The organism is Pseudomonas sp. Leaf127, from assembly GCF_001423155.1.
GTDB classification, from domain to species: domain Bacteria; phylum Pseudomonadota; class Gammaproteobacteria; order Pseudomonadales; family Pseudomonadaceae; genus Aquipseudomonas; species Aquipseudomonas ovata.
Genome location: NZ_LMOA01000001.1, coordinates 355,790 through 373,997, shown reverse-complemented (window position 1 = coordinate 373,997; position 18,208 = coordinate 355,790). Strand labels below are relative to the sequence as shown.

16 protein-coding genes are annotated in these 18,208 nt (G+C 63.6%); 10 read left to right on the top strand and 6 right to left on the bottom strand.

Going from position 1 to position 18,208, the window contains the following annotated elements; all coding sequences use genetic code 11:
* Window positions 1-379: 379 nt before the first annotated feature.
* Window positions 380-1,996 carry an L-aspartate oxidase gene (gene nadB, locus ASF84_RS01695; RefSeq protein WP_056834579.1) on the top strand — a complete coding sequence of 539 codons (1,617 nt, stop codon included), beginning with the start codon at window positions 380-382 and terminating at the stop codon, window positions 1,994-1,996.
* A gap of 1 nt (window position 1,997) precedes the next feature.
* Here nadB and ASF84_RS01690 read toward each other — a convergent pair whose 3' ends face one another.
* Window positions 1,998-2,447, bottom strand: coding sequence for a protein YgfX (locus tag ASF84_RS01690; protein WP_056834577.1), 450 nt, complete (start codon window positions 2,445-2,447; stop codon window positions 1,998-2,000).
* A complete protein-coding gene (locus tag ASF84_RS01685) occupies window positions 2,431-2,685 on the bottom strand; it encodes an FAD assembly factor SdhE (RefSeq protein ID WP_056834575.1) in 255 nt (84 codons plus the stop codon). Before ASF84_RS01685 ends, ASF84_RS01690 begins: the two co-directional genes overlap by 17 nt.
* 144 nt (window positions 2,686-2,829) lie before the next feature.
* Here ASF84_RS01685 and ygfZ point away from each other — a divergent pair, with 144 nt between their 5' ends.
* Both ygfZ and ASF84_RS01675 read left to right on the top strand, forming a co-directional pair.
* Window positions 2,830-3,771: a CAF17-like 4Fe-4S cluster assembly/insertion protein YgfZ gene (ygfZ, locus tag ASF84_RS01680; protein ID WP_056835331.1), complete on the top strand. Its 942-nt coding sequence runs from the start codon at window positions 2,830-2,832 to the stop codon at window positions 3,769-3,771.
* Window positions 3,772-3,833: 62 nt separating this feature from the next.
* Complete coding sequence (locus tag ASF84_RS01675) at window positions 3,834-4,655, top strand: HDOD domain-containing protein (RefSeq protein ID WP_056834573.1); 822 nt, start codon at window positions 3,834-3,836, stop codon at window positions 4,653-4,655.
* Window positions 4,656-4,810: 155 nt separating this feature from the next.
* Here the strand turns inward: ASF84_RS01675 and ASF84_RS01670 are convergent, their stop codons facing one another.
* Both ASF84_RS01670 and ASF84_RS01665 read right to left on the bottom strand, forming a co-directional pair.
* Window positions 4,811-6,187, bottom strand: a complete 1,377-nt coding sequence (locus ASF84_RS01670; RefSeq protein ID WP_056834571.1) for a sensor histidine kinase — start codon at window positions 6,185-6,187, stop codon at window positions 4,811-4,813.
* Window positions 6,180-6,851 (bottom strand): response regulator, encoded by a 672-nt coding sequence (locus ASF84_RS01665; RefSeq protein WP_056834569.1) that lies wholly within the window; start codon window positions 6,849-6,851, stop codon window positions 6,180-6,182. Before ASF84_RS01665 ends, ASF84_RS01670 begins: the two co-directional genes overlap by 8 nt.
* A 447-nt stretch (window positions 6,852-7,298) precedes the next feature.
* On the opposite strand from ASF84_RS01665, the gene ASF84_RS01660 reads away from it, so the two are divergent.
* The 4 genes from ASF84_RS01660 to ASF84_RS01645 are packed head-to-tail and all read left to right on the top strand — an operon-like array spanning window position 7,299 to window position 11,338.
* On the top strand, window positions 7,299-8,285 hold the full coding sequence (locus tag ASF84_RS01660) for a Bug family tripartite tricarboxylate transporter substrate binding protein (RefSeq protein ID WP_177339442.1): 987 nt from the start codon (window positions 7,299-7,301) through the stop codon (window positions 8,283-8,285).
* Window positions 8,286-8,339: 54 nt separating this feature from the next.
* Window positions 8,340-8,798 carry a tripartite tricarboxylate transporter TctB family protein gene (locus ASF84_RS01655; RefSeq protein ID WP_056834564.1) on the top strand — a complete coding sequence of 153 codons (459 nt, stop codon included), beginning with the start codon at window positions 8,340-8,342 and terminating at the stop codon, window positions 8,796-8,798.
* Between the two features lies 1 nt (window position 8,799).
* A complete protein-coding gene (locus ASF84_RS01650) occupies window positions 8,800-10,314 on the top strand; it encodes a tripartite tricarboxylate transporter permease (protein ID WP_056834561.1) in 1,515 nt (504 codons plus the stop codon).
* Entirely contained in the window at window positions 10,307-11,338 is a 1,032-nt protein-coding gene (locus ASF84_RS01645) for an AbrB family transcriptional regulator (protein WP_056835329.1), read from the top strand. Before ASF84_RS01650 ends, ASF84_RS01645 begins: the two co-directional genes overlap by 8 nt.
* A gap of 222 nt (window positions 11,339-11,560) precedes the next feature.
* On the opposite strand, the gene ung is transcribed toward ASF84_RS01645, so the two are convergent.
* Together ung and ASF84_RS28260 are read right to left on the bottom strand one after the other, a co-directional pair.
* On the bottom strand, window positions 11,561-12,262 hold the full coding sequence (gene ung / locus ASF84_RS01640; RefSeq protein ID WP_056834558.1) for a uracil-DNA glycosylase: 702 nt from the start codon (window positions 12,260-12,262) through the stop codon (window positions 11,561-11,563).
* Window positions 12,263-12,395: 133 nt separating this feature from the next.
* Window positions 12,396-12,788, bottom strand: coding sequence for a hypothetical protein (locus ASF84_RS28260; RefSeq protein WP_236709345.1), 393 nt, complete (start codon window positions 12,786-12,788; stop codon window positions 12,396-12,398).
* A 328-nt stretch (window positions 12,789-13,116) separates the two neighbouring features.
* Between ASF84_RS28260 and ASF84_RS01630 the strand changes: the two genes are divergently transcribed.
* From ASF84_RS01630 to ASF84_RS01620, 3 genes are all read left to right on the top strand, one after another.
* Complete coding sequence (locus ASF84_RS01630; RefSeq protein WP_056834553.1) at window positions 13,117-16,422, top strand: dermonecrotic toxin domain-containing protein; 3,306 nt, start codon at window positions 13,117-13,119, stop codon at window positions 16,420-16,422.
* Window positions 16,423-16,524: 102 nt separating this feature from the next.
* Window positions 16,525-17,994, top strand: coding sequence for a sensor domain-containing diguanylate cyclase (locus ASF84_RS01625; protein ID WP_056834551.1), 1,470 nt, complete (start codon window positions 16,525-16,527; stop codon window positions 17,992-17,994).
* The gene (locus tag ASF84_RS01620; protein WP_056834549.1) at window positions 17,991-18,206 is read left to right on the top strand and encodes a cysteine-rich CWC family protein; all 216 of its coding nucleotides are present in this window, start codon (window positions 17,991-17,993) and stop codon (window positions 18,204-18,206) included. Before ASF84_RS01625 ends, ASF84_RS01620 begins: the two co-directional genes overlap by 4 nt.
* Window positions 18,207-18,208 lie beyond the last annotated feature (2 nt).

The following is an 18,208-nucleotide window of genomic DNA, read 5'->3' as shown; positions in this document are numbered from 1 at the left end:
GGCCCGCACGAAAAACGCAGCGCGGGCAAGGCCCGGCTGCGTGAATAGTCTTGTCGTCGATTTCGCTGCCGATGATCCTTTTCGGCATAGCCGACGCTGTTCCTTATACAGGCAACCTGCTATTGAGCGTGGCGCGGGCTGAAAAGTTCCCGCACCCCGTAATTGCAGGCTCAAGCCCCACCCTGCCCACCCTGATCGCTGCCTCGTACTGCCGCTGTCGGACCTCAACGAGCGATTGCATCGAAAACGGTAGGCATGGCGTCGGCGACTGGCGCACAATCCGCCCCCCGCCTGTGGTCTCACATTGCCATGTAAAGCGAGGCTATTGTGCCGGTCCCCCTATACTTATACTAGTGGCCGCTCGACGCGGAGTTGATAGATGAGCCAACATTTTCAGCATGACGTTCTGGTTATCGGCAGTGGTGCGGCGGGGTTGAGCCTGGCCCTGACCCTGCCCGCCCATCTGCGCATTGCCATCCTGAGCAAGGGTGACCTGGCCGACGGCTCGACATTCTGGGCCCAGGGCGGCGTGGCCGCCGTGCTGGACGACACCGACACCGTCGAGTCGCATGTCGAGGACACGCTCAATGCCGGCGGCGGCCTGTGCAACGAAGAGGCCGTGCGCTTCACCGTCGAGCACAGCCGCGAGGCCATCGAGTGGCTGATCGGGCAAGGCGTGCCCTTTACCCGTGACGATGAAGGCGACGAGCAGGCGCACAGTTTCGAATTCCACCTGACCCGCGAGGGTGGTCACAGCCACCGGCGCATCATTCATGCGGCCGATGCCACGGGTGCGGCGATCTTCAGGACCCTGCTGGAGCAGGCACGCAAGCGCGACAACATCGAATTGCTGGAGCAGCGCGTTGCGGTGGACCTGATCACCGAACCTCGCCTGGGCCTGCCCGGCCAGCGTTGCCTGGGTGCCTACGTGCTCGATCGCAACACCGGCGAAGTCGACACCCACGGCGCGCGCTTCACAATCCTGGCCTGCGGTGGCGCGGCCAAGGTCTACCTCTATACCAGCAACCCGGACAGCGCTTCGGGCGACGGCATTGCCATGGCCTGGCGCTCGGGCTGCAGGGTCGCCAACCTGGAGTTCAACCAGTTCCACCCCACATGCCTGTACCACCCGCAGGCCAAGAGCTTCCTGGTAACCGAAGCCCTGCGCGGGGAAGGTGCGTACCTCAAGCTGCCCAACGGCGAGCGCTTCATGCCGCGCTTCGATGAACGCGCCGAACTGGCGCCACGCGACATCGTGGCCCGGGCCATTGATCATGAAATGAAACGCCTGGGCATCGACTGCGTCTACCTGGACATCAGCCACAAGCCCGAAGCCTTCATCAAGTCGCACTTTCCGACCGTTTATGAACGCTGCCTGGCGTTTTCCATCGACATCACCCGCGAACCCATCCCGGTGGTGCCCGCCGCGCACTACACCTGCGGCGGCGTCGTGGTCGACAGCAAGGGGCGCACCGACGTGCCGGGCCTGTACGCGATCGGCGAAACCAGTTGCACCGGCCTGCACGGCGCCAACCGCATGGCCAGCAATTCGCTGCTCGAATGCTTTGTCTATGCCCGCTCGGCAGCCGCCGACATCGTCGAGCAACTGACCGAGATCGGCATGCCCAGCGCCCTGCCCGGCTGGGACGCCAGCCAGGTCACCGATTCGGACGAAGACGTGATCATCGCGCACAACTGGGACGAGCTGCGGCGCTTCATGTGGGACTACGTGGGCATCGTGCGCACCAGCAAGCGCCTGCAGCGCGCCCAGCACCGGGTGCGCCTGTTGCTGGATGAGATCGACGAGTTCTACAGCAACTACAAGGTCAGCCGCGACCTGATCGAGCTGCGCAACCTGGCCCAGGTGGCGGAGCTGATGATCCGCTCGGCCATGGAACGCAAGGAATCCCGCGGCCTGCACTACACGCTGGACTACCCTGACATGCTGGCAGAGGCCCTGGACACCGTGCTGGTGCCGAACAACTTCAAGGCCTGAATCAGCCGCGCCGGGCAAACCTGAGCCGCACGCGCAGGCGACGATGAACATCCGGCGCCAGCGCATCACGGGCGATGCACACCGAGCGCGTCCGCCAGTCGGGCCGCTCGCCGTGCAACAGATGTACACGTAACACCACCATCAATGGCAGCACCAGGCTGTCAGGGGCGACCTCGACCGCCTGCCACCCTCCCTGCCCGCTCCACACTTGCCAGCCTTCACGCCCGTGACGCAGCGCCTTGAACGCTCGCGGATGGCTGAGCAGGATGGCGCGCGGCAGCACGCAGGCGGCATGGACCAGGCACAGCAGCAGGCCACCCAGACTGCCCCATGAGGGAATAGCCAGCAGCCACAGGGCCAGCCACGCCAGCGCCTGCGTCAGCCCATACGCTGCCAGCAGGCCCCTGGAGGCCTGCCAGCGGCATTCGAACGACTCACTTGGGCTGGACACGGTCCAGAATCATGCGAACCATACGCTGCAACTCGGGGTCCTCGGACTCACCGCGCTGCATGAACCAGCCGAACATATCCTGGTCTTCACATTCGAGCAGGCGACGATAAAGCGCCCGGTCGACCTCGTTGAGGTGGGCATACACCTCCCGCACAAACGGCACCAGCAGCACGTCCAGCTCCAGCATGCCGCGACGGCTGTGCCAGAAAAGACGGTTGAGTTCTACATCTTCGACCATGGATCGCTCCTCAAAGTAGCCGCTGAGTATACAGCCCCACGGCCCGGGCGCGAATCGCACAAGGCACAGGGCGGTTTGCGTATACCCTTATTGAGGTTGCACCACTATGATGTGCGTCATTCTTTTTCAGACTTTGCGATGACCATGGCCGAATCAGCTTTCTTCTGCACGTTGTCTCACGAAGGTGTCCTGGCCGTTCGCGGCGTGGACGCCGGCAAATTCCTGCAGGGTCAATTGACCTGCAATATCAACTACTTGAATGAAAACCGCTCGGGCCTGGGCGCGCGCTGCACGCAAAAAGGCCGCATGCAGTCGAGCTTCCGCATCCTGTTGGAGGCCGATGGCTGCCTGTTGGCCATGGCCGGCGAACTGATCGAGCCGCAACTGCTCGACCTGCGCAAGTACGCGGTGTTTTCCAAGTCGAAACTCACCGATGAAAGCGCCGCCTGGGTACGTTTCGGCCTGCAGGACGGCGACGCCGCACTGGCCGGCCTGGGCCTGGAACTGCCCGGCGAGACCGACAGCCTGGTGCGCAACGAACAGTTGATTGCCACCCGCGTCAGCCCGAACAGGATCGAACTCTGGGTACGTGCTGGCGACGCTGAAGCCATCAAGGCCCGCCTGGTCGCCCTGCTGCCCGAGGGCTCGCTCAATGACTGGCTGCTGGGCCAGATCCGCGCCGGCATCGGCCAGGTCATGCCAGCGACCCGCGAAGAATTCATCCCGCAGATGATCAACCTGCAGGCCGTAGGGGGCGTGAGTTTCAAGAAAGGCTGCTACACCGGCCAGGAGATCGTGGCGCGCATGCAGTACCTGGGCAAGCTCAAGCGCCATCTGTACCGCCTGAGCCTGGACAGCGCCGAGGCGCCCGAGCCCAACACACCGCTGTTTTCACCCACGCACAAGAGTGCCGTGGGCAATGTGGTGCTGGCGGCCCGCACGGCCAACGGCAGCGAACTGCTGGCGGTGCTGCAGAACGATGCAGCCGAGGCCGGCGAGATTCACCTGGGCACCGCCGAAGGCCCTGTTCTGCACCTGCACGACCTGCCTTACACCCTGGACAGCAAGCTGGAAACCCAACGCTGAACTGAACCGGCAGGCAACGCGTCTGTCGGCTATACAAGAAACCCACAGCTACGAGACTTAGCATGAGCAAGATGGCTGATGAGGTACAGAAAGATCTGATCAAGGCCATCGACCGCGATGCCTTGTTCCTGCCGACCTTGCCCGAAGTTGCCCTGAAAATCCGCCAGGCTGCCGAAAACACCGAAATCAGCGTCGTCGCGCTAAGCCGGGTGATTGGCAGCGATACGGCCTTGTCGGCGCGCCTGATCAAGGTGGCCAACAGCCCGATGCTGCGCGGCAGCGTCGAAGTCAGCGACGTGAACACTGCCATCCTGCGCCTGGGCGTGAATTACACCAGCAACCTGGCGATCGGCCTGGTGGTCGAACAGATGTTCCATGCCAAATCGCCGGTAATCGAACACAAGATGCGCGAAATCTGGCAACGGAGCCTGCAGGTCGCCGGCATCGGCTACACCTTGTGCCAGCGCTATACCGGGCTCAAGCCCGACCAGGCGACCCTTGCAGGCCTGGTGCACCTGATCGGCGTCCTGCCGATCCTGACCTATGCCGAGGACCACTTCGAACTGCTCGCCGACCCCGTCAGCCTCAATCATGTGATCGACAACATTCACCCCACCATCGGCGAACGGCTGCTGCGCTCATGGGATTTCCCCGAGCCGCTGGCCAGCCTGCCCGGCCAGTTCCAGGACCTGACACGCGTCTCTGCCAAGGCTGACTACATCGACCTGGTGCAAGTGGCGAGCGTGCATCTGTACAAAGGCAGCAATCACCCGTTCGGCCAGGTCGACCTGCCCGACCTGCCGGCGTTTCACCGGCTCGGGCTCGACCCGGCCGGCGGGCAGTTGAGCGTCGAGATGGACGAGGCCAGCAGGATGCTTTACTGAGCACAGCGCTGTCACAAGGCTTGTAGGAGCGCGCTCTGCCCGCGACCGGCTGCGTAGCAGTCGTAAATTTTCAGCGTCTATACAATTTTGCGAGCGCTGCGCACTCGGTCGCGGGCAGAGCGCGCTCCTACAGGGCATAGCCGACAGGGATAGCGCTAGCCAAAACTCACCCGCACCTTGAGCCCGCGCTCGGCGCCGTCGTGCAGGGAAATCTGGGCCAGGTGGGCGCGGCAGATTTCGCCGACGATTGCCAGGCCCAGCCCCGTGCCGGAACCCTGCTGGCTGCGCCGGTAGAAGCGCTCGAAGACCCGCTCCCGCTCTGCCTCGGGAATGCCCGAACCATCATCCTCGACCTCAAGGATGCCTGGTGCGTGCACGCGCAGCACTACATTGCCGCCTGACGGCGTATGCGCCAGGGCGTTGTCGATCAGGTTGCTGAGCAACTCGTTGAGCAACGTTGGCTCGCCATTCAGCCAGACCGGCTCATCGGCCTCAAGAGCCAAGGCCACGCCACGAGCGTGCGCCAGGGGCGCCATGGCCAGGCCCAACTCCCGCGCCAGCTGGCTGAGGTCGAGCCGCTGGGCACCGCCTTCGGCAATCGCCTGGGCGCCATTTTCGATGCGCGCCAGCGACAACAGCTGGTTGGCCAGGTGCGTCAGCCGATCAGTGCTTTGCGCGGCCAGCTCCAGCGTATTGCGCCACTGCACCGGGTCCTGTTCGCGCAGCCCCAGCTCGACCCGGGCCTTGAGCGCGGCCAGCGGGGTGCGCAGTTCATGGGCGGCATCGGCAATGAACTGCCCCTGCCGTTCGAACTGCCGGCGCAAGCGCTCGGTAAAGTGATTCAACGCACCGACCAGCGGGCGCAATTCGTGCTGCACCTCGACCATCGGCAAGGGCCGCAGGTCGTCGGGCTGGCGCTCCTCCACGGCGCTGCGCAGACGCTCCAGCGGGCGCAACGCAGCACTGACCGTGAACCACACCAGCAGCAGCGCACCACCGCCGAGCATCCCCAGGCGCAACAAGGTATCGGCCATCAGGCTGCGGGCCATGCCAACCCGGGCTTCCTGGGTCTCGGCCACACGGATTTCCGCGATGCCGTTCATGCCCGGCTCGCTGACCGGCTTGAGCAGGCTGACCACGCGCACGTCCTGCCCCAGGTACACGCCATTATAGAAACTGGCCAGTGCCGGGTAGTCATCGGTGCGCAAGGTGCCCGGCGGCGGCGAGGGCAAGTTCTCGAAGCCGGAAATCAGCTTCTTGTTGATGTCGTTGACCTGATAGTAGATACGGCCCTCGCTGTCGTAGGCGAAGGTGTCGAGCGCCACGTAGGGAATTTCGGCACTCAGAGTGCCGTCACGCTGGGTCAGGCCGGCCGCGATGGTCCGGGCCGAGGCCAGCAGGGTACGGTCATAGGCGGTGTCGGCCACTTCACGGCCGTTCCAGTAGGCGCTCATGACGCTGGCCAGCATCAGTACGATCAACAGCAAGGCCAGGTTCCACAGCAGCCGCCAGCGCAGGCTGTTGTTACGCATCGCGGCTTTCCAGCAGGTAGCCCAGGCCACGGAAGGTGACGATGGCCACCGACTGCCCGTCGAGCTTCTTGCGCAGGCGGTGGATGTAGATCTCGATGGCGTCGGGGCTGGCCTCCTCGTCCAGGCCAAAGACCTGCGAGGCCAGTTGCTCCTTGCTCATCACCCGCCCGGGGCGGGCAATCAGCACCTCGAGCACGGCCTGCTCGCGCGAGGTCAGGTTGAGCAGCTCGCCGGCCAGGCTGAAACGCCGGGTATCGAGATCATAGGTCAGCGCACCGCACTGTTGCTGACGCTCGCCGCCCAGCACACTGCGACGCAGCAAGGCCTTGACCCGTGCTTCAAGCTCCGACAGCTCGAACGGCTTGGCCAGGTAATCGTCGGCGCCCAGGTTGAGCCCCAGCACCCGGTCCTTGACGTCACTGCGCGCGGTCAGCATCAGCACCGGCAGGTTCTTGCCCCGCGCCCGCAGCCGGCCCAGCACTTCGAAGCCGTCCATGCGTGGCAGGCCCACATCGAGAATGGCCATGGCGTACTCCTCGCTGCTCAAGGCGAGGTCGGCTGCGACGCCGTCATGCAGCACATCGACGGTCAGACCGGCGCCCTTGAGCGCCTGGGCGACACTTTCAGCCAGTTGCAGATGGTCTTCGACAAGAAGAACGCGCATCAATGTCTCCAGAATGAGGGGGCTTGCCATGATGGCTTGTGGACACAGAGTTTACAGGCGCGCCGGGGCCTGTGAAGCATCGAAACAAATCGAAGCCATTGAACGCTTGCCAGAAAGGCAGCTGAAAGGTTTGTGAAAGGTTGGTCGTTTAGCATCCGCAAAACGCCCGAATACCGCGCCCACCAGAGGCCCGGCACCGAGGTCGGTCAGGATGCCAGGGTGCACCTGAAACAATAACAACAATAAGTACACGGAGTTGACCATGACCAAGCCTATTGCGGCCGGACGTCTTGTTTACCCTTGCGCTGCCCACGCGCAGCCATCGCTTCACACCCCCCTGTTTCCAATACTTCGATGCAGCCCACTGCGTTGATGATGCTCGCTGTCTGAATTCCAGGCCGCCGCCAACCGTTTCCCCCCTCTAAAAACAAGAAACGCTTCAGGAGACTGACCATGAACCTGTCCCTTCGTCATCTGGCCCTCGCCGCCGGCAGCCTGCTGGTTGCCAGCCAACTGTTCGCCGCCGAGCCCAAGCGCCCCGAATGCATCGCCCCGGCCTCGCCCGGCGGTGGCTTCGACCTGACCTGCAAGCTGGTGCAGAGCGCACTGATCAACGAGAAGATCCTGACCTCGCCGATGCGCGTGACCTACATGCCAGGCGGCGTGGGTGCGGTGGCCTATAACGCGGTGGTGGCCCAGCGGCCGGCCGATGCCGGCACCCTCGTGGCCTGGTCCAGCGGTTCGCTGCTCAACCTGGCGCAAGGCAAGTTCGGTCGGTTCGATGAAAACGCCGTGCGCTGGCTTGCAGCGGTTGGCACCAGCTATGGCGCCATCGCGGTGAAAAGCGACTCGCCGTACAAGAACCTCGACGATCTGGTCAAGGCCCTGAAGGCTGACCCGAGCAAGGTGGTGATCGGCTCCGGCGGCACCGTGGGCAGCCAGGACTGGATGCAGACCGCGCTGATCGCCAAGGCCGCCGGTATCAACCCGCGCGACCTGCGCTATGTCGCCCTCGAAGGCGGCGGCGAAATCGCCACCGCCCTGCTCGGCGGTCACATCCAGGTCGGCAGTACCGACATTTCCGACTCCATGCCGCACATCCTCAGCGGCGACATGCGCCTGCTGGCCGTATTCGCTGACAAGCGCATCGACGAGCCGGAAATGAAAGACATCCCGACCGCCAAGGAACAAGGCTACGACATCGTCTGGCCGGTGGTGCGCGGCTTCTACCTGGGGCCAAAGGTCAGCGACGAAGACTACAACTGGTGGAAAGCCTCGTTCGACAAAGTGCTGGCCTCGGAAGACTTCGCCAAGCTGCGTGACCAGCGCGAGCTGTTCCCGTTCGCCATGACCGGTGCTGAACTGGACACCTACGTCAAGAAACAGGTTGCCGATTACAAAGTGCTGGCCAAGGAATTCGGCCTGATCCAGTAATCACCTGCCATTGACGGCCACACCTGCCCGGCGGGTGTGGCTCAGGAGTTCCCTATGGTCCTGCAACGTATTTTCGCGGTCGTACTGCTGTTGGTATGCGCCGCCCTGGCCGTCATGGCCTGGCCTTACCAGGCCCCGTTTTCCTATGAACCGGTCGGCCCCCGCGCCTTCCCCCTGCTGATGCTGGGGTTGATGGGTGCGGCCCTTTTGTACACGGCCTTTCGCCCGACACCGGTCGTGCACACTGAAGAAGATCCGCCCCTGGACCGCGAGACCCTGGTCAAGATCGGTCTTTGCGTCGTTTTGCTGCTGGTGTTTGCCGGCCTGTTCGAACCGCTGGGCTTCATCCTCGCCAGCATCCTGATCGGCATCCCCATGGCGCGCCTGTACGGCGGTCGCTGGGTGCCCAGTATCGTGGTGGTGACCTTGATGAGCGTCGGCCTTTACCTGCTGTTCGATAAAGCCATGGACGTTCCCCTGCCTTTGGGCCTGCTCAGCGTTCTGGAGAATTAATGTGGATACTTTCAGCTACCTGGGTCATGGCTTTGGCGTGGCCCTCACCCCTTACAACCTGATCACGGCACTGTCCGGCACCCTGATCGGCACCATCGTCGGCCTGCTGCCGGGCCTGGGACCGATCAACGGCGTGGCCCTGCTGATCCCGATCGCCTTTGCCCTGGGCCTGCCGCCGGAATCGGCGCTGATCCTGCTGGCCGCGGTGTACCTGGGCTGCGAATACGGCGGGCGCATCAGTTCCATCCTGCTGAACATCCCCGGCGAAGCCTCCACAGTCATGACCACGCTGGACGGCTACCCGATGGCACGCAAGGGCCTGGCGGGCGTGGCCCTGTCGCTGTCGGCCTGGAGTTCGTTCATCGGTGCGTTCATCGCCACCTGCGGCATGGTGCTGTTCGCCCCGCTGCTGGCCAAATGGGCGATTGCCTTTGGACCGGCCGAATACTTCGTGTTGATGGTTTTTGCCATTGTCTGCCTGGGCGGCATGGCGGGTGACCGGCCGGTGAAGACCTTCATTGCCGCGCTGATCGGCCTGTTTCTGTCGGCGGTCGGTATCGACGCCAACAGCGGCGTGTACCGTTTTACCGGTGACAACATCCACCTCACCGACGGCATCCAGTTCGTGGTGCTGGTGCTGGGCCTGTTCTCGATCAGCGAAATCCTGCTGCTGCTGGAAAAGACCCACCGTGGCCAGGAAGCGGTCAAGGCGACCGGGCGCATGATGTTCAACGTCAAGGAAGCCGCCGCTGTATTCGCTGTGAACGTGCGCTGCGGACTGATGGGCTTCATTCTTGGCGTACTGCCGGGCGCCGGCGCCACCTTGGCGAGTGCCGTGGCCTACATGACCGAAAAACGCATCGCCGGCAACACCGGCACGTTCGGCCAGGGCGACATGCGCGGCCTGGCCGCACCGGAAACCGCCATTGGCGGTGCAGCCTGTGGCGCCCTGGTGCCGATGCTGACCCTGGGCGTACCGGGCTCGGGCACCACGGCCGTGATGATCGGCGCCTTGTCGCTGTACAACATCACCCCCGGCCCGCTGCTGTTCCAGCAACAGCCGGACCTGGTCTGGGGCCTGATCGCCTCGTTGTTCATCGCCAACGTCATGCTGGTGATCCTGAACATCCCGATGATCCGCATCTTCACCCGTATCCTGGCCGTGCCAAACTGGGCGCTGGTACCGGTGATCGCGATCATCACCGCGATTGGCGTTTATGCCGTGCATGCCACCACGTTTGACCTGTTCCTGATGGTCGGTATCGGCATCTTCGGCTACATCCTGCGCAAGATGGACTTCCCGCTGTCGCCGATCCTGCTCGGTTTCATCCTGGGCGGTCTGATGGAGCAGAACCTGCGCCGCGCGCTGTCGATCTCCAACGGTGACCTGGGCATTCTGTGGAACAGCCCGATCACCCTGGGTGCCTGGGTATTGACCGTGTTCATGCTGCTGTTCCCGATGTACCGCATCTGGCGCAAGCGCGCCAAGCAACGCAATGCCCTGGCCGATGCCTGACAGTACCTGGCGCACCTGGTGGCCAACACCCCTGATCGGCCTGCTGGGCGGCTTCCTGGCCAGCCTGGTGGGCTGGCCATTGCCCTGGATGGTCGGCTCGTTGCTGGCGATCATCCTGGTGCGCTGCCTTACGCCCTGGCAGGTACAGCCGATTCCGGGCGGGCGCAAGGTCGGGCAACTGATCATCGGCGTGGGCATCGGCCTGCACTTCAACACCGAAATCATCGAACAGGTCATGGCGCATTTCGGCCTGATCTTCTTCGGCGCACTGATCACCGGGCTGTCCAGCCTGATCGGCGTCTGGCTGATGCTGCGCACCGGTGAAGACCGCCCCACGGCGTTTTTCTCCAGCATGCCGGGCGGCTCGCAAGAGATGGTCAACCTGGGGAGTCGCAACGGTGCCATGCTCAGCAACGTTGCCGCCGCCCAGAGCCTGCGGGTGCTGGCGGTGGTGTTGTGCATTCCGGCGATCTTCAAGTACCTGCTGGGCGATGGCGCAGCCGTGATGCATGCCGTCAGCGTCGATTGGCGCTGGCTGGTCGGCCTGAGCCTGGGCGGGGCGGTGGTGGCTGTGCTCTGGCAACGCCTCAGGCAACCCAACCCCTGGCTGTTCGGCCCGCTGCTGTTGACCTCGGTGCTGAGCATCGGCTGTGACCTGAACCTGGGCCTGCCCAACGGCGCCAGCCAGTTGGGCCAGTTGCTGATCGGCAGCGGGCTGGGCTGTCACTTCAACCGGGCGTTCTTTCGGCGTGCACCGTCGTTTCTGGCACGCACCCTGCTGGGCACCTCGCTGATGATGCTGGTTGCGGCGCTGGCCGCCCTGGGTCTGGGCGCCCTCACGCACCTGGATGTGCGCTCGCTGACCCTGGGCATGATGCCCGGCGGCATCGCCGAGATGAGCCTGACTGCCGAGGTGCTGCAATTGTCCGTGCCCCTGGTCACGGCCATGCAGGTCATGCGCCTGCTGTTCGTGCTGTTTCTGGCCGAACCGCTATACCGCCTCTGGGCGCGCAAGGCGGCCTGAGCTTCGCCATTGAACCCCATCCTGTTCCCGTGGGAGGCAGCAACTGTCTGGAAATGACGGGTTTACAAGCGCTGCCTGTCTGTCGACTGTCCTGGCCTCATCGTCGGATCGCCGCCCGGAGCAGAGCCCCTCCCACAGGTTGCGTTCGACGAAACTCAGCTTAACTGACCGGCATTACTCCTACAGGGGGGGCGTTTGCTGCGCGACGGCGATCAACCTGTCTCAAGCCTGGACTGTTTCCGGCAGGCGCCAGTCGATCGGTGTCAGGCCGTTCTGCTCCAGGTACTTGTTGGCGCGGCTGAAGTGCCCGTTGCCCAGGAAGCCCTTGTAAGCCGACAGCGGCGACGGGTGCACCGAGGTCAGCACCAGGTGCTTGGTGGCATCGATCAGTTTGCGTTTGCTTTGCGCATGGGCGCCCCAGAGCAGGAACACCAGGTGCGGCTGATGGGCGCTTACCGCCTCGATGACCTTGTCGGTAAAATGCTGCCAACCTTTCCCGGCGTGTGAGGCAGCGTTGGCGCGCTCCACTGTAAGGGTGGTATTAAGCAAGAGTACGCCCTGATCGGCCCAGGATTGCAGGTAGCCGTGGTTGGGAATATCGATATTCAGGTCGCGGTGCAGCTCTTTATAAATGTTCATCAGCGACGGCGGCGTCGGCACGCCGGGCTGCACCGAAAAGCACAGGCCATGCGCCTGACCGGGCCCGTGGTAAGGGTCCTGGCCGATGATCACCACTTTCACGTTATCCAGTGGCGTGGAATTCAAGGCATTGAAGATCAAGGGCCCTGGCGGGTAGATCTCCTTGCCGGCGGCATGCTCCTGGCGCAGGAACTCGCGCAGTTCACTCATGTAGGGTTTCTCGAACTCGGCGCGCAACGCCTCTTTCCAGCTTGGTTCGAGTTTGATCCGGTCTTCATTCGTCATGGCAGTACCCACTAAAACAATGGGCGGACACTAGGAAAGCCGGGCGACAAAGTCAAATGCTCTGCGTCGGGCACACGCCTGCATGAAAAACGGCGCTACGATGAGCGCCGTGTGTGAAGGTTGAAACTCCCGGTCAACGACGGTCCCAGTGACCGGACCGCTGGTCACGGTCCCCACGCCGGTAGTCACCGCGATCACCCCGGTCATGGCGACGGTCATACCGGTCGCGATCCCCTCCACGCCACCTGTTATCCCAGCCATGACCGGGCGGACGGCCCGGTGCGTAGTAACGCGGTGATGGCGGCGCGCGGTAGTAAACCCTCGGTGGCGGGTTGTAATAACGTGGCTGGGGAGCGACGTAGATACGGCGCTCCTGATAATAAGTGGGGCTGTAACCGGTGTCGTAGTAACGCCTTACCTCGGTGTCGGGTCGGGAGTACACATCCGATTCATAGTAGCCAGGGCCTGCGTAACAGCCGGCGATGAACAGAGACAGCAGCAAGACAAACAAGGATTGTCGATACATGGCGGCCTCCTGGACCGCAGGTGGTCCAACCAGCGACGCTGGCCGGCGTCCATCCATACACTGGGGGACGATAGATCAGACTGGAAAACGAGCCGCAAGTGCGACGACGCTGGTGCGTCATTTTCAGCGACACCTGTCGTTTTTCAGGCTGTAAGCCACGTTAAATAAGGGTTTCAAGGTCAAGACCAGCCCTTTACAAATATGCAACAAGAAATTTCATAGCAAAGGGCGACCCTTCAGCAGCCGCAGCGATGCGCGCTACATAGTTAGCCCCAGGCATTGGCCAGGTCGCGACATAGTGAGTCGCCCTCCACTTGCGAACCTCACCATGCACGACACCTTCAGCAATGCCCCGGTATTTCCGGAACCGGCCTTCTTGCCCGGCCAGGACCAGGAGCGCGCCGACCAACTGCCGGCCGGCAATGCCTTCGCCCTGTCACCTTTCTATTATTCGACCGTCGATCAGCGCCTGCCCGGGCTGGAAACGCCCTCCCCCCTGGCCGACCCACTCACCCTCAAACAGCTGAGCCGCTTGCGCAAAAGCCCGGGCTTTGCCTTGATCGGCGACTCGCCGCTGCTGCTGCAAGCGGTGCAACTGGACCTGGACTACCCCGTGCCCTGGCCTGTCTATGCACGCGAACGCCTGATCGGGCATTTGCAAGTCATGGCTGGCCAGCCACTTGATCCCGACCACCTGCGGCTGCGCTTGAGCCATGCCCAGGGCTGGGTCGATGAGCATGGTGATGAACACCACCTGCTCGATTGCAGCCTGACCGAACTGGCCGTCGCCAGTGCCGACCTGCAACAGCTGGCAGCGCTGGCCCGTACCACGCCAGTCGATGACCGCCCGCTGCCAGGGCTGGAACACATGAGCGCCAGTGACGTGCTGCGTCGTGTGATCGATCAGCGCTGGTTCGATGATTATCTGCAAGGCCTCAACACCTTCTGGCAGCGCCACACCAATACCTGGCTGAGCCTGGCCCGGCTGGCGTTCATCGATGAGCTGGCACACCAGCGCAAGCGTGGCACGCTGAGCCAGGCCGGCTACTACCTGACCCTGGACGCCCTGGGCTACGCCTCATTTCCCACCGACAGCCAGACCCTGGCCGCTGGACGTATCGGCGACAAGGCCGAGGTGCGCCTGCTGTATATCGACGATGAGCCGGTGCCCGGCCTGTTCCAGGTCCGCTCCAGGCTCAATGCACATTGTTTCATTCACCGGCCCGGCACCGCGCAAGCGCCCATCGAATACATCAGCGACGACCCCGAAGTCATGACTGCTCGCCTGCTCGGGGCCCTGAACGCCTCGAACTGGCATCGCCAGTGGCTGGAGCAGCAGCCGGCCGCACACGACAAGCCGCCACGCCTTGAATCGCGCCCCCTGCAAGGCGATGTCTTTCGCACGCTGCTACAGGTTGCCCGCGAGTGCGCCGAGGACTCGCCCACCCCGCACAACGACGACCTGCTGCACCGTTTTATCGCCCGCAGCATGAGCCTCGCCTGTGCTGTCGATCTCTGGCAGGCACAACCGGCCATCCTCGACGCCTTGCCCAGGCCCGACCAGGTCGCAAACGAACTGATGAAAAGCTGGCTGCATGAACACCATGGCCTGGACCTTGACCCACGCCAGGTATTCATCGCCTACCGGCCTGGCGAATTCCGTACATTGCTGGGCCATGTCAGCCAGGCCAACACCTGGTTCCACGTGCCCGACGAGACGCCGCTGAACCTGGCCAAGGCCCTGATCGGCCATTACCAGATCGAGTCGCCCAGCGGCTATATCGATCATGGCGCCCAGACCGTGGTCTATCACGACCCCGGCGGCAAGGGCGAATGGGCCCGGGACCGGGTGCTGCCCATCGAGGCCGCTGCCGTGTGTGCGTACATCGAGCAGACCGACTTCCTGGCCGTCATGACCCGGCGCATCGTTGCGTTCTGGGATGGCCAGCAAGACAGCATCGAACGCGCCTTGTGCGCGCTGCTGGTCACTCAGGCGGTGATCAGCCTCAAGACCGGCGCATTGCAACGCAGCGGCTTTGCCGCCATCGTCGCCAGTTTTCACAGCCCGGCGCCCTGCTGGAAGGCCCTGGGTTTTGACGTGCAGAGCAACCCGCTCGAAGGCCTGTCACGCCAGCCCTGTGCCAGCCTGCTGATCCTGTGTCCGGACAATACAGCGCGGCGCGTGCTGTACCAGGCCGGGCAGCACAAGGCGTTCATCGAGTTTGCCGATGCCACCGCCCTGAGCGCCTACCTTTGCAAGGCCAGTGCTGACGAGCGCTGGCGCCATGCGGTGCTGAATTATGTTCCGGCCCGTCATCGCGAACGGCTTGCCTACCTGTTCAAGTACTGGAGCGGGCTTGAACAGGCCTCGCCAGCCTCGTTACTGCGGCCCTGGACCGACCTGATCTACAACCCCGATGTGCACCGCACCCTCGCCGATGCCTTGCATGAACATGCCTTGCCAGCCGGCCCGCCCATGCCCTTCATGCGCCAGACGCTCAAGGCCAATGCACTGGAGGACGCCCGTCAGTTGATCGTGACGTCGCGCCAGGCCTCGCTGCAGTACTGGCGCGCACGCCTGCAGCATCTGCAATGGCTGCTGGCGCCGATGTCGCTGCTGCTGACTCCGGCCATGCTCGCCTCACTGGCCACGCAAGCCGGGCTGGTGGGCGTGGACATTGCCCAGGCCAACCTGCCCGGCCAGCGCCAGGCCGAAAAACGCCAGGCGCTGCTGTCGACGCTGACCCTGGGACTGCTCGGCCTGGCTCCCCTGACGCCTCGCCTGTACGGCGCGCTGAACAGGCTTGGCACTGTCGGCAAGGCGGGGGTGCACGCAGCCAAGGCACCGGTGCGCTCCTTGCACACGTTTGGCACCTGGCTGGGGCGCTCGCCGGGCCGGCGCCAGACACGGCTGGAGAAGTTCTTCCACACCGACAGCCTGCTCAAGCGCTGGACGATTGCACCCCACCCGCATTTCGGCGGCATGGCCGTGCACGCCTGGAAAGTGGGGCGCAAGTTTCTGCTGTGGACCTGCGACCGAGGCCAGGCCCGGACGCTGGTGGTCAGCACCCACGGCTATCACCTGCCCTGGAGCAAGACCGTTGCGATCCCCAATGGCACCCACATCCATACCTATGCCCCGCACGGGTATGTACTGATCGACCCGGCGCTGCACCGTGTGGTCAATCAGCGCGCCAGTCCGTTTGGCATTTCCAGTGCAGCCGGCAACACTGCGGTGCCGCCTGGCGCGTCGCTGCCGCCGCTGACCCTGACCGATAAACTCATGGCTGGCACAGTGCAGACCGGCCGTCTGAAAAACTACACGCTGTCCAAGTACCAGGGCCAGGGCGGCGAGAGCTATCAGGAAATCACCCAGGTCGTGCGCAACAGCAATGCCCGGCCGTTCGGCGATCAACGACCGCCTGCGCCCATGGATGTCTTGACCGTGCGCAACCGCTTCGGCCGCCTGCCGCCCACGCTGGAAGACCTGTTCGATACCCTGGCCGCCCAAGGCATTCATTACGACCGGATCCTGCTGCTGCATTGCCGCTGCGCCGCCCTTGCCGGGCTGTTGCGCCGGGCGCCGGTGTGGAGTGCCCCAGGACTGAGCCAGGACGTACCGATCACGCCCTGACCCTATGGCGCGATAAATGCAAAATGATCGTCCAATAGAGTGCCGCAGGGTGTTTCGTCTACTATGCCAGCCCTCAGGTTTATCCAGCCGTCCGGACTCGTCATGCCTTTTCCCAACACCGTCACCTCGCAGCGCCCCTTGTTACTGACCCTGGTGGTGCTGCTTGCAAGCGGGTTCCTGGCCACATCGCTGCTGAGCTATTACGCGTCGCGGACTTCGATCCGCGACAGCATCATCAACACCGAACTGCCGCTGACATCCGACACGGTGTATTCGGAAATCCAGAAAGACCTGGTCCGGCCGGTGCTGATTTCCTCGATGATGTCGCGTGACACCTTCATGCGTGACTGGGTGGTGGGCGGCGAGCGCAACACCGGGCAGATGACCCGCTACCTGCGCGAGGTCATGGACCACTACGGGGCCTACACGGCATTTTTCATTTCCGATGCCACGCTGACCTACTACCAGGCCAAGGGCGTGCTGAAAAAGATCAGGCCGGGTGAAGTGCGCGACGCCTGGTATTACCGCGTGCGCGACATGAGCGAGCCCTACGAGATCAGCGTCGACCCGGACATGGCCAACCAGGACAGCATGACGTTTTTCATCAACTACAAGGTCTTCGACTACGAGAACCGCTTTATCGGCGCCGCCGGCGTAGGCCTGACGGTCGATGCGGTGATCAAGCTGATCGACCGCTACCAGCAGCGCTATGACCGCAGCGTGTACTTCGTCGACACCACCGGGCGCATCGTGCTGACCGGGGCCAGTGGCGGACCACAGGGTGCGAAAATCGGCCAGTCGCTCAAGGATCTGCCGAACCTGCGCGACCTGCAGGACAAACTGCCCAAGCCGCACAGCGGCACTTACGAGTACAAGGCCGAAGGCGAAGGCCACTTTCTCAACGTGCGCTTCATTCCCGAACTGAACTGGTACCTGTTCGTCGACAAGCAGGAGAACAGCGCCCTGAGCGATGTGCGCCAGTCGCTCTACATCAACCTGGTGATCTGCCTGGTGGTCACCCTGGTCGTGATGTTGCTGCTGCACAGGATCCTGCGGCGCTACCAGCAGCGCCTGGAAACCCAGGCCACCCTCGACAGCCTGACCGGCCTGCCCAACCGCCGCGGCTTCAACCTGCTGGCCGGCAATACCCTCGACAGTCAGAGCCCGTTGACGGTGCTGCTGCTGGACCTGGACCACTTCAAGCACCTCAACGACACCCACGGCCACCTGGCCGGTGACACGGTGCTGGCCGGCTTTGCCGAAGACCTCCGCAGTTGCCTGCGCCAGTCGGATGTCATCTGCCGCTGGGGCGGCGAAGAGTTCATCATCCTGCTGCGCGACAGCGACCTGGCCGGCGCCCAGCGAGTCGCCGAACAGATCCGCCTGCTTGCCGAAGGCCACGACTATTCATTCTCGGGTGTCACCTTGCAGGTCACCGTCAGCGTAGGCCTGACCGAGCGCCAGGGCGCCGACAACCTGCAAGACCTGATCGCCCGTGCCGACCGGGCGCTGTACCGGGCCAAGCTGAGCGGTCGCAACCAGGTGTGCATCGAGCAGGCGGTGCCGGCATGAACACACCCGACCCGACCCTGTGCCCGGCCTGCGGGCAGAGCAATCGCTGCACCCTGGCCGACCCGCGCACCGCCACCCGGCCGTGCTGGTGCTTCAGTGTCAGCATCGCGCCTGAGCGCCTCGACGCCCTGGCGCCCGAACTGCGCGACAAGACCTGCCTGTGCCCTCGCTGCGCCGGCATCGAACTTGCCACCCCCGTACAAGACGACTGACG